The 12,219-nt window shown below is 51.7% G+C and carries 7 protein-coding genes; 2 read left to right on the forward strand and 5 right to left on the reverse strand.

Annotated elements, in window-relative coordinates:
• Positions 1-637 precede the first annotated feature (637 nt).
• Both ACG2F4_RS03995 and ACG2F4_RS04000 read left to right on the forward strand, forming a co-directional pair.
• Positions 638-1,453 (forward strand): SDR family oxidoreductase, encoded by an 816-nt coding sequence (locus ACG2F4_RS03995; RefSeq protein WP_395258711.1) that lies wholly within the window; start codon positions 638-640, stop codon positions 1,451-1,453.
• Positions 1,454-1,484: 31 nt separating this feature from the next.
• Positions 1,485-2,543: an FAD:protein FMN transferase gene (locus tag ACG2F4_RS04000; protein ID WP_395258713.1), complete on the forward strand. Its 1,059-nt coding sequence runs from the start codon at positions 1,485-1,487 to the stop codon at positions 2,541-2,543.
• Between the two features lie 66 nt (positions 2,544-2,609).
• On the opposite strand, the gene ACG2F4_RS04005 is transcribed toward ACG2F4_RS04000, so the two are convergent.
• The 5 genes from ACG2F4_RS04005 to ACG2F4_RS04025 all read right to left on the reverse strand — a co-directional run bounded on the left by ACG2F4_RS04005 (position 2,610) and on the right by ACG2F4_RS04025 (position 12,213).
• A complete protein-coding gene (locus ACG2F4_RS04005; protein ID WP_395258715.1) occupies positions 2,610-3,044 on the reverse strand; it encodes an SRPBCC family protein in 435 nt (144 codons plus the stop codon).
• A gap of 110 nt (positions 3,045-3,154) precedes the next feature.
• Complete coding sequence (locus ACG2F4_RS04010) at positions 3,155-5,326, reverse strand: alpha-glucuronidase family glycosyl hydrolase (protein ID WP_395258718.1); 2,172 nt, start codon at positions 5,324-5,326, stop codon at positions 3,155-3,157.
• Between the two features lie 181 nt (positions 5,327-5,507).
• Positions 5,508-9,173 (reverse strand): FG-GAP-like repeat-containing protein, encoded by a 3,666-nt coding sequence (locus ACG2F4_RS04015; protein WP_395258720.1) that lies wholly within the window; start codon positions 9,171-9,173, stop codon positions 5,508-5,510.
• Positions 9,174-9,595: 422 nt separating this feature from the next.
• On the reverse strand, positions 9,596-10,291 hold the full coding sequence (locus ACG2F4_RS04020) for a DUF1080 domain-containing protein (RefSeq protein ID WP_395258722.1): 696 nt from the start codon (positions 10,289-10,291) through the stop codon (positions 9,596-9,598).
• A 437-nt stretch (positions 10,292-10,728) separates the two neighbouring features.
• On the reverse strand, positions 10,729-12,213 hold the full coding sequence (locus tag ACG2F4_RS04025; RefSeq protein ID WP_395258724.1) for a hypothetical protein: 1,485 nt from the start codon (positions 12,211-12,213) through the stop codon (positions 10,729-10,731).
• Positions 12,214-12,219: the final 6 nt, after the last annotated feature.

Below are 12,219 nucleotides of genomic sequence, written 5' to 3' on the forward strand. Positions count from 1 at the left end.
AAAGGTTAAAAAGTATTCTGATTTCAGTGTGCTGATCATTGAGCGGCAAAACTAAAGAACAGATGTTAACAAACTGTTAAGCCAATGTATTCTTAGTGTTATGTTGTCCTGCAAAACGACTTTCCGCTGTGGTTCTCTTTAATAAATACAAAACGGCAAAATCTCAACTGGTTTTTAAAAGTTATTTCTTTCCACAAACCTGTCATCTCCCTCCATCTCAGAACGCTCTGTTCTCCAGGTGTTGCGGCACAGTCTCCAAGAGAGCCTCTAAAAAGCCTGAAGCTTGTTTCAAAGCCAATCCCTGAGCGCGGAATTGGTCGAAACAACGTTTTTTTCGATGACCTCTATGAAAAACAGTCTGGTAAAATTATTTGGCCATTGACCACTGCACCGGGACCAGCGCCCGGGTGTAGTGCAGGTATTTACAGCCACCGAAATTGCAGCATCACGACCCAAAATTTGATACGCGGCTCCCTTTTTAAATGAAAAAGCGGCAAGCCCAAAATGCCGGCCAGTGCCAGAACCTGAAACTTTCCTTTTTAAGGAGTTCAGGCCAAATATGATGGTTTTTTCGCTTATAATTGGTTTTATTTGATACCCATATTAAAAGGATAATTACAGATCTAAAAATCATAAAATGAACAACCTATTTGATCTTTCAGGTAAAGTAGCAATCGTAACGGGCGGGACCGGAGTTCTGGGCGGAGCCATGGCAAAAGGGTTGGCTGCTGCCGGGGCTAAAGTCGGCATTCTGGGCAGGAGCGAAGATTCTGCCAAACAAAATGTAAAAGATATCGAAGACAGTGGCGGGGAAGCGGTGCCATTGATAGCGGATGTGCTGGTAAAAGCTGACCTGGAAGCGGCGCGGGACAAAATTATGGACAAATGGGGACGTATTGATATCCTCGTCAACGCTGCCGGCGGCAACATGGCGGGAGCCACGATCAATCCCGACCAGTCGTTCCTGGACCTGGACGATGAAGCACTGGAAAAAGTGATGGATCTGAATTTTTTTGGCACCTACCATCCCACCAAAGTATTCGGCGAAGACATGATCAAGAACGAACGGGGCTCGATTGTTCATATCTCATCCATGGCGGCAGATCGTGCCATCACCCGTGTGCTGGGATATTCGGCCGCCAAATCAGCCGTTGACAACTTTACTAAATTCCTTGCAACCGAGCTTGCAATCAAATATGGCGACGGACTCCGGGTTAACGCGATTGCCCCGGGTTTCTTCATCGGGGAACAGAACCGGGACCTGCTGCTCAATGAAGACGGATCTCTAACCGAACGCGGGCAGACGATTGTCGACAACACCCCGATGAAACGGTTTGGTGAAAAAGAGGAGCTTATTGGAACGGTGGTTTGGCTGGCCAGTGAGGCATCCAAATTTGTTACCGGTACGGTCATTCCCGTTGACGGAGGTTTCAGTGCGTACAGCGGAGTCTAAATATCGTTTTCCTGCTCAGATCCTCTCGGAAATGGGGAAAAATATTAAACGGTTTCACCCGTTCAGCAGGAGCTTTTTAATCATGCTCCTGCTTTTTCTTTTTCTTCCGCACCTGCTGCCCGCCCAGCAGATGAAAGCGGAGCGGTACGAATACCGTAGCTCTCACATGGGAACCACCTTCCGGATAGTGCTTTACGCAGACTCGAAAGTACAGGCAGACTCCGCCTCGCGGGCTGCATTCAGGCATATCGAAAAGCTGGATTCCCTGCTAAGCGATTATGATTCCGAAAGTGAACTAAATCGACTGAACCGGACCTCCGGCAGGGATACGGCCGTTGTGGTCTCCCGGCACCTGTTCAGGGTACTGCAGTACGCCCGGCAGGTTTCAGAGAAAACCGGCGGCGCTTTCGATGTCACTGTCGGTCCCTATGTGCAGCTTTGGAGAAAGATGAACCGCCAGGCGGAACCCGCACTCCCAACCGATCAAACCCTTGCCAGCATGAGCAAACGGGTCGGATTCCGGTATGTAAAGCTGGACGAACAACACCAGACCGTTGAACTCAGGCAAAAAAATATGCAGCTCGATCTTGGCGGAATCGCCAAAGGGTATGCAGTGGACCAGGCCCTGAAGATGCTGAACCGTCATGGAGTTGATGCCGCCCTTGTTGATGGGGGAGGCGATATTGCGATTGGCGCCCCTCCCCCCGGCAGGAACGGGTGGAACATCGAAGTGCTCACCCACGACACCGCCGGCGTTGACAACCGTATTATGCTGCAGCTCGCAAACAGCGCGGTGGCCACCTCGGGCGATCTCTATCAATACGTGGAGATTGACGGCACCCGCTACTCTCACATCATCGATCCGCGAACGGGGCTGGGGCTGACCGACCGCAGGCAGGTTACCGTGATCGCTTCCAACGGCTTGACTGCCGACAGCTACGCTTCCGCTGCCAGCGTTCTCCCCCCCGAAAAAGCCCTTCGTCTGGCCGAAAAAATGAAAGGAGTTGCCCTCTTTATGGAACAATACCGTGATTCCGGAATCAAACGGTGGCAGTCCGGTGGGTTTCGCACGCTGATACACAAGGAATAATGGGTCGCCAGACTGTCTGACAGATTGCAATCGCCAAAATTCTCATCATTTCTTAAATACTGCTGATTAACGCTCACAATATTTTTTTACCGCCTCCATATCTTTAACAAGGGCCTTTCTGATGGAACCCTTCATGAGTGGAGTCATGATCCTGGCCATAAATTTTTGCGGTTGGATATCCATTACCAGGGTCAGGGTGGTTTCCTCCCCCGTTTCCTCCACGGTAAACAGCGAATCCCAGCGTACACCGTGACTTTCGGCGACAATACGAATTCGACTATTTTCCACCAGCTCCGTCACCTCAAGCTCCTCCGTCGCTTCGCGGCCGTACATGACGCGTGTTTCCCTAAAACGGGTCCCCACCCCATATGTCGATTTTGACAAAAATTCCACCTCCACAATATCCGGTACCGCTTCTGAAAAATTCCGTATATCGGCGATGGTCTTAAACACCAACTCTGCCGGGGCATCGATCGCTATACTGGTGGTAATATGACTCATAATAGATCCCTTCGATATGTTCCAGTTTTATAAAAAAAAGAGCAAAGGGATATCGCCTGCTACAGCGACATCCCTTCACACATTACACCAAAACCATTCCCAACAAAACCTCAGAACCGGGCGATATGATGTGTTTTTTCCAGCTCCTTGTAGTATTCCAGGGAGTGTTCCGGCTTCTCATATTCCTCGGGAATCGGCTCTCCTGCAAACTGTTGGAAGTAGAGTACGCAGGCGTTTCTCCACCAAAGGGCCGCCTCCTCCTGGATTTCCAGCAGCGCTTCCACATGACGATAGCGTTCCTTGTCGATCAGTCCCTCTACGGACGCCCATTTTTCCCGCATTTCCTGGACATCTTCCACCCCCTGGTAGTAGCGATGCACCAGCTCCTGCCAGAGTGTTCGGCCGGTTGAAAGCTGATAATCCCAGGGCACGTGGTGGAACCAAAGCAGGTATTCCAGCGGTGTATCCCCCATTTCATCAAATTGTTCCCGTACTTCCGGTGCGTATTGCTCAATTGCGTTTGAGCCGGACTCCGTGCGGTCAAAACCGATCCCTTCCTCATCCGCCCTGTGATAGTATACCGCCGTCCAATCGGGGCGCGGCAGGTCGGAGGTCCAGGGCGCCGGACCATAGTGATGGCCCTGAGCGTACAGGTGCGTGAGGCCCAGCGGATTCCGGTATCGTACGCCCGCCTCGCGAGACATCATCATCATCTCTTTGACCGGTTCCACGAAATCCGGATCGTGGGTAAACGTCATTCGAATCCACTCGTCAGCGAGCCCTTCAGCCGTTTGTGTATGATCCCATGCCAACCGGCCAAACAGGTACCAGTTCGACTGCCCAAACGGATGGCCGGTCCAGTTTCGGTCGCGCCCGGTATTGGCCACACCCGCAATACCGGTGTGCTCGTAGTCAAATACCTCCCCGTCGATTACCCGGGCCACCGTCGAGCCCTCCCCTTTGGCATAGGTATCGGCACTCAGTGCTTCCTTGTAGAGTGGGCCCATATATGCAAGGTGCAGACTGAATCCGAAATATTCCTGCGTAATCTGCAGCTCCAGCATGGTATTGGTCTCCGGCAGGGCTCCAAACAGCGGGTGAAACGGTTCCCTGGGCTGGAAGTCGATCGGCCCGTTTTTGACCTGCAGTATCACGTTGTCCGCAAACTGCCCGTCCAGGGGAACAAACTCGTCGTAGCCCTCGCGGAAGCGATCCTCCTGCTCGGGACTGTATACAAACGCCCGCCACATCACAATACCGCCGTGCGGAGCCACTGCTTCTGCAAGGACATTGGCCCCTTCGGCATGCGAACGGCCATAATTCTGGGGTCCCGGCTGCCCTTCCGAGTTGGCCTTTACCAGAAAACCTCCAAAATCCGGAATATGTTTATAAATTTGATCCGCCTTGTCTTTCCACCACTGCTGCACGTCAGGATTTAGCGGATCCGAGTTTTCGAGACCTCCTACACGACTTGGTGCAAAAAAGTTGGCTGAAAAGTAAATCTTAATTCCATAGGGTCGAAAGATGTCGGCCAGCTTTGCGGCTTTTTTAATGTACTGCTCAGTGAGCATCCGCGGGTCGGCGTTTACATTGTTGATCACCGTACCATTGATCCCAAGCGAAGCGTTGGCCCGTGCATAATCCGTATAGCGGGGATCTTCGTAGTTGGGCAGCGTCTTCCACTCCCACAGCGAAAGCCCGGCATAACCCCGCTCCACCGTACGGTCCAGGTTGTCCCAGTGGTTTAGCACGCGATGCTGTATTTTCGGAGCGCTTGCGATCGAAATATGTTGCACCTCTTCATGCGTCTTCATCAGCCGCAACAGGTGAAAAGTACCGTAGAGTGCCCCCACATCGGTATTGGCTGCAATCACGACATGGTCATTCCCCTGAACACGGTGCTGCTCAATCAAGAACCCTTCGTCACCAACCGACGTTAATTTTTTATCCAGGTTGAGCGAGGAGATGATTTCAGAGTCCGACGGTGTACCGATGATAAGCGACCGGTTGCCAGAGAGCTCGCTTTTGACCGGGATCTCTTTACCCAACAGCCCACTCAGGCCCTTTTGGATTTCCCTGCCTGTCACCCTGGATGTTTCCGAATCGCCGGCCAGGACAACCTCCTGAAAGGCCAATCGATACTGCTGAAGTCTGGCGTTATCTGAAATCTGGTCATATCTCAGCCACAGGCGGTAGCCATCGTCAGCCATAACCTGCTGAGCCCCTAATCCGACTAAAAACACCACCAGAAATAATAGATGCCTTTTCATATTACGTATCATAGTAATCCTGTTTTTATGAGTTAACTTGCTACCAGGGTTTATAGTCTGCAATTGAGATAAAAAAATTTAAATGCCAACATTGCCCATAATGACCAAGTGCCCGTTTGCCATGTGACTCCCATTTACCCTCCCGGCAGAATCTTCAAATCACCGTCAACTGGTCTTGTAACTGCCTGAACCATCACTCGGGAAACTCAATCAGATACTCTCTTTTTTCCTCTTTCAGCTCCACCCGCTGACGGCGACCGTCAAACCAATGCACCTCTATTTCAGCAACATTGTGATTCGACCGGCTGCCCATTACCTGGGTAAAACTATTTTGCGACCAGTATCCTGAACCGGCCTGTATTTCGCGCAGCGGACCCTTTTCACCGTTGCCATAAACCAGTCGTATAGCCGAACCCAGGGCATCGCTGTTCTGTTCGGGTCCCTGCAGCGTTACACGATATCCAGGTTTCCTCGTTCGGTTCAGGTACAATTTAGTCTCGGCGTCATTTTGGGTCACCGCCAAATCTACTTTCCCGTCGTTGTTAATGTCACTAAACGCGGCTCCACGCTGTTCGCCATACACCTTGATTCCAGATTCACTTCCCGCCAGCGGCGTAAAATTGCCCGTTCCATCCCCCCGCAGCCACAGTCCCCGGCCGGCATCAAGGCGCGGCACTTCGCGAGGCATACCGAAGTAATTCTGGCTCAGGAACAGGTCCTCATTGCCGTCGTTGTTGAAATCAGCCACCCCCACGTGAAATGCCGCCGAAAATTGGGAGCGCACGGGCAGCGGTTTCGCGTCAAATCCTTCGCCGGTATTGATGAAGACCATATGCCGGAGATCGTTTACCGCTTTATACGGAATTTGCGATAACCGGCTCCCAAATATATCCTGCATGTCGGAACCGGCAAAGGCACGGTAACTTTGGAACCGGTTGGAAATAACGGGGAGGGTATTGTATTCATATAATTTCTTACGGGGTACGTAATGTCCTTCACGGTTGGCGTGTGTTTCAATGATATCTACGCGCCGATCGCCGTTGAGATCCGTATAATACATCCGCAGCGGATCCCCGAACTTCATCTGGTATGAGCTGTTCAATCCTACGTTGGCAACAACGATATCGGGTCGGCCGTCATTGTTGAAGTCGCCGGTGGCGATACCGCGCCACCAGCCCTTGTACTGATCAAGACCCACTTGTGCAGATATATCATTAAAAACACCGCCATCATTCTCCATCAGAATAACGGAGTCCCAGCCGCGGCTCAACAGCAGATCCTGGTCCCCGTCCTGGTCGTAATCGCTGAATACCGCTCCTGTAATCAACCCGATCTCTCCCAATTTCCTGGAATTCTGCGCATCGAGCACAAATGAGCCGTTTTCATTTTTAAAGAGCCGGGAGGTGGCATCCCTGGGATAATGGGCCGGTACAAACCGCCCACCGAGAAACAGGTCCACATCCCCGTCATTGTCGTAATCGGCCGCTGCCAGCGTACCGGTGGTAGAGTAGTTGGAAAGCGTGCCCGACTGCTCAAATTGGGTGCCCGGAGTCCGTCGGTATTGATAGGCGGAAGGCGCCCGGGGATTGCCCTGCTCATAGTTGGCGCTACCCACCATCAGGTTCGTTCCCCGGGCGGTAGACCATCCCAGGATGGCGGTCTGGTCGCCCGGTGCAATTTCATCAAAAGGGGATTCTGTCACCGGTTCAAAAGTGCCGTCGCCCCTGTTTCGAAACGCCCCGAGTGTACCTCCCTTGCCGGAGGCTACCAGCAGGTCATCGTCACCGTCATCGTCGATATCCACCCAGGATATTCCCGGTCCGAGCGTACTCAGTTTGCCGGGCAGCAGCGGCTGAAGGGTCGAATCATCAAACGGATCTTCGTGATGCGTATGGCCGATGCGGCCGGATACATCCTCAAAAACGGGCTCCCCGGAAGTAAATATGTTTCCATTGTCCTTTCTACCTGTCGTTGCACCCGACTTTTGAATTTCGTAGATCCGGTTCGCCTCCACCTCATTCACCACGCTGAAAGCCCCATCCGGCCAGGTGACCTCGATCGTGTAATCCGCTTCCTCGTCTGCCGCAAACATCGCTAAAGGAGTAGATCCGGAAAGGTAATCTCCCCCGGCCGAAAGTTGCCTTTCCTGGGTCATCGCAGGACCTATCAGCCTGACGCTGGCACCGATTCCGCGAACATTGGGTGCATCGCCCCGCAACCGGACTGCGATACGCGATGCGCGGCTTGTATTCTCAAAGACCGCCGCACTGCTGTTCAGGCGGTTACTGGCAAAATCGAGATCGCCGTCGTTATCCAGGTCGGCCGTGGCAAGCCCGTGAGAGACATCCGGTTCGCCAAATCCCCATTCCGAACTTCGATCCCGGAACGTCAGGTCCCCGTTGTTCATCAGGAATTTGTTGGAAAGATCCAGCTTCGGGGCCCTGCCGATCAACAGATCAAAATTTTCATCCATATTTCGGCCCTGCCTTATCATCCCCGCCTGCGTATCAATGTCGAGGATATCATAGGTGTAGCCCGTGTTTATGATAAGGTCTTCGTACCCGTCCAGGTTGATATCTATAAAACGGGTCGCCCACGACCACCCGGTGGCTTCTGTATTGCTGAGATAAGCGATCTCCGCGTAGGTATCGTCTTCTCTTTTCAGGTACATGGAGTTTCGGTTATACTGGGGTTGGGCTTGTATGGAGTCGGTCCGGTTGGGAGTCGGATCATCCGATCCCATCTGGCGGAGGCGGCGCTCGTGGTCGGGACTCAGCATTTCGGTCACAAACATATCGAGCTGGCCATCGCGGTTGATATCGGAAAAGTCTACCGCCATGGCCGAAAAGCTCATGTTCCGCACCGACTTCCAGTCCGCCTCACGAAAAGTACCATCTCCCAGGTTCATCCAGATGCGATCTTTTGGGAAAAAATCGTTGCACACATAGAGGTCAGGGAAGCCGTCCCCGTTTAAATCCTGGAATTTGGCCGTCAGTCCCCAATCTGGTTGCAGCCCCAGAGGCGCCCCATTTGCGTCAAGAAAGGTGTCACCGGTATCAGTAACTTTTCGGAACGTTCCTTCCTCATTAATATAGAGCTCATCCTTTTCTCCCGTCTCCGCGGCTCCAACAAGTCGATTATCCCGGGACATAAACAACTGGTAATGCTCGTCGAAGGGCGAAACGAGGGTAAAGGGGCCGGTTTGATTTTGCTCATTATAGGGCTCCTTCAGGATATTATTCCACTCCAGTTCCTCGGTCGTATATATATCCTTGACCGACTTCTCCTTGTAGTTGGTCACGTACAGGTCAAGATCCCCGTCCCCGTCAATATCAGCCAGGTCCATCGTCATGCTTCCCTTTGCAGCACCGAGACCGCTGTCCTCTTTTTTGAAAAAAATCCCGTTTCCATCATTAATATAGAGTACATTCTGCTTGTGCATGGCCGTAACCAGCAAGTCGAGATCCCCATCCCCGTCCACATCGGCAAAGACTGCGCCCGTGGAGTAGTAACCTTCGTGCGATACGCCGGACTCGGCAGTTACATCCTCAAACTGCATTCCTCCCCTGTTTTTATATAGCTTATTGGGCGTATCCAGGCCAGCAAAATATAGATCGACAAGACCGTCGCCGTCAATATCGCCCGCCGCTACTCCCGAGCCGTTCAGGTAGTGTCGATTTTCGGCGATCTGTTCCTCCGTAATCCGATTCTCAAAATGGATACCGGTTTGGGATGGAGAGCGTGGTGAGAAGCCGGTCTCCCCGAAAAATCCCGGAGAAATCTCGGCCCAGCGGTAGTTCGTCTCTTCGTTCCACTGCAGCTCCGGTGACGCAGAGCACCCGGCCAGAATAGCGATCATCAATATGAACACCGGTTGTAATACGGAGGTAGCACCTCTTTCGGATAGTACTGCGATGTTCCCTGGCAACCATTGTTTCATCCTACCTAACCCTGATTCTTGAAGTAACGGTGCTGATTTCACATGAAGACTTCGGACATACGGTTGTCAAAGCCCTCTCATATTTAATACCGGGCACCTCTTATATCACTGGAAAAAATAGTGTTGATCCCCATCTTCATGAAGTTATAGCAAGAGAAGGTACGCTGGATATTGGCCCGCATACACATCTGAACCCTGAACCTGATGCCGTATCCCCAAATCTTGCAAACTCAGCATAATATTGCCCGCAGGTTGATTGGGCTGCGGCACTCAGGATACCGATATGTAGCCCTTCAAAATAAGTCTGCGGGCAAATTACTTATTTTACTGTCCATGAGATTCTATTCCAACAGCTTGACCCGGATATTGCGCCAGCGTACCTGCAGGGGTTCTTCATGATCGGTACTGTGCACCTGCAACCCTATAAAGCCACTGGCGTCCATCGAGTCAACCAGGTGCGCGACCGGAACCCCGTTGACCCATGTTTTCAAGGTATCTCCGTGTGCCCTGATTTTGTATTTATTCCATTCTCCATTTTTAAAAGCTTTTCGGGCTTCTGGCTGTCCCTCCAGGTCATCCAGCCAGCCACGGCGGGCTTCGTCATAGATGCCGCCACTCCAGGCACGCTCAGAGGGGTCGATCTCGACCTGGTAGCCATGCACACGGCCGTTATTGTACGATGCCTTGCTCTGGCTGCGAATCTGGATGCCTGAATTCAGCTCCGGATCCACTTTTACCTCCAGCTCCAGTACAAAATCGCCATATTCCATTTTCGTGCACAAAAAACTGTTGGGCGTATCCGGTACCGTGGTACCTACAATCTGGTTGCCCTGGATACGATATTTGGCCTCTCCTCCGCGCTGCACCCAGTTCTCGGACAGATCTCCTTGAATGAGGTTGGTCCACTCTCCATCCTGCGGAAGATATGTTGAATGCAGGTCGGCTTCAGGAGTCACAAAATAGTCACTGTTTACGCCCGCCAGCAGTATAACCGTTAGCAGAAGTACCAAGGTGCTCATATTTTTCAGTCTGTTCATAATTATATCCGTTTTCAAGTAAGATTAATTTATAGAGGGCTTGCAAAACCCTGAAATCTTCGTTCCAGGGAGAGTTGTACTCCCGTTTAAAAAACAATAATAAGGGGTCGGTACAACCACCTCCCAGCCAAATAGCAGGTTCTGCAAAGGTCCCTCACAGCATGTTTTGTAAAAGGGTAATAATCCTATATTCCGGTATGTTCGCGGTTTTAAAAGGGAAACCACAACATATTCAATAAACCGAGCCATATCACAAGTGAAGGTATTTACCTAATTAGCGGCAGAGTCTGACCCGGTGATTTAGATTTCCATTTCCTTTACCCTTTTACGAGCGTACTATTTACTATTAATTTCATCGTATTTCAAATATTTGCGGACACAGTTCCAAATGGATAACAGGATGCCGATCCAATAATCATAAACATCGGATGATTCATTCAGCGGAGCCGGTTCAAGGTATAATATACCCGGTTGTGAACCAGCGAATCCCCGTTTTCAGCGGGCAGCCCCTGGATACGCATATCGTAGATAAACCCGGGTTCAAGATCTTCAATCGTTAGGTTTACTTTCTTGTGATCACCTGAGACCTCGGCCTCCGAGACCTCAATATTTTTAATGCCATACCGATCTGATCCATACGGCTGGTGATATTTATAGTAATACCGTTCAAAGTGGTAGCGGTCGGGATCGGATGCGGTCTCGGGATCCACCGGCCTGGTAAAAGTCAGCTCAAACCCCTTTTTAGTGAGACTCATGGTGAGTACCTCCATCGGGACGATGCCGTTCCAGGTGATCTTTTGAATTCCCTGGTCCCCGGGCCAGCCGTGATCGGTCTGGCCTACCCACAACTCCCCTTCGGGCGAAAATGCCAGCCGGTTATTGCCGATATTCAGTCCCGTGGAATCGATAAAAGAGGTCGTTGCTCCCTGGAACTCACCCTGCACTTTTTCAAGCATGACGCGTACAATGCGCTTGTGATTCATCTCCCCCACAAACATCTGCCCGGAAAACGGTCCGAATTGCCCGGCGGTTCTGTCGATGAGCGGCTGTGTGGGAGAATTCACAAAAAAGCCGTGCGGAAACTGGATGGCCGCCTCCGTCCGCATCTTATCCAACACCGGAACCGGCAGTTCAAGCGGCTCAATATCTTCAAATCCCTCTTCCCATACCAGGCTGGGCGCGTGCCCGTAAAAATGATCCTTTTTGATGTGATAGAGTTTGCTGGTGCCAAGCCAGTCTCCCTGGTTATCCGGTATAAACAGGTTATCCTCATCGTCCATCTCAAGCCCGTTTGGAGAACGAAGTCCGCTGGCCCAGGGAATCGTTGTGCCGTCAGGCTTAACCTTGAGCACCCAGCCGCGATAGGGAACGGCTGAATACATGCGTCCCTGGCGACCAGCGGACGAAAATTCTCCACGTATAATGTCGTATACACCGGCCATGGCAGAGGCGGTATTGAGAGCGATATAATAGTTGCCCTCCCTGTCGACTTCGGGTCCGTATGCAAACTCAGCGTAATTTCCCGACATGCCGAAGTCATCGGTAACCGTTTCATACAGGTCGGCTTTTCCATCCTGGTCGGTATCTGTAATGCGGGTTAGTTCGGCCCGCTGCATCACCAGCACCTCGTGGTTGGAAACGGCTTTAATCCACAGGGGATCCTGCAGGCCGTAGGCAAATAAGTCCCACTCTTTCGTTTCCTCGTCATAGGTCATAACCTCTCCCCGGCGGAAACATCCTACCAGCCGGCCGTCCGGGAGGAAGTCGAGTCCCCCGGTCTCCACACTCAGTCTCTCCGGCGTCTCGATCGTTTCCACGCTGTAGGCAGGTCCCCCTGTCGGTGATGCCTGCTCGCATCCCATTCCCGTCAGGAGGATCAGCAAACCTGTGATACAAATTATTCCGAGTGCCGTTCCTCTCATACTCTC

The organism is Halalkalibaculum sp. DA3122, from assembly GCF_043951865.1.
Lineage (GTDB): Bacteria > Bacteroidota > Rhodothermia > Balneolales > Balneolaceae > JAMQKA01.

Bases quoted from the DNA above. Each gene is read 5' to 3' on its own strand.
- ACG2F4_RS04005 (WP_395258715.1), bottom strand. From the start codon at position 3,044: ATGAGTCATATTACCACCAGTATAGCGATCGATGCCCCGGCAGAGTTG.
- ACG2F4_RS04010 (WP_395258718.1), bottom strand. From the start codon at position 5,326: ATGATACGTAATATGAAAAGGCATCTATTATTTCTGGTGGTGTTTTTA.
- ACG2F4_RS04000 (WP_395258713.1), top strand. From the start codon at position 1,485: ATGGGGAAAAATATTAAACGGTTTCACCCGTTCAGCAGGAGCTTTTTA.
- ACG2F4_RS04025 (WP_395258724.1), bottom strand. From the start codon at position 12,213: ATGAGAGGAACGGCACTCGGAATAATTTGTATCACAGGTTTGCTGATC.
- ACG2F4_RS04015 (WP_395258720.1), bottom strand. From the start codon at position 9,173: ATGATCGCTATTCTGGCCGGGTGCTCTGCGTCACCGGAGCTGCAGTGG.
- ACG2F4_RS03995 (WP_395258711.1), top strand. From the start codon at position 638: ATGAACAACCTATTTGATCTTTCAGGTAAAGTAGCAATCGTAACGGGC.
- ACG2F4_RS04020 (WP_395258722.1), bottom strand. From the start codon at position 10,291: ATGAACAGACTGAAAAATATGAGCACCTTGGTACTTCTGCTAACGGTT.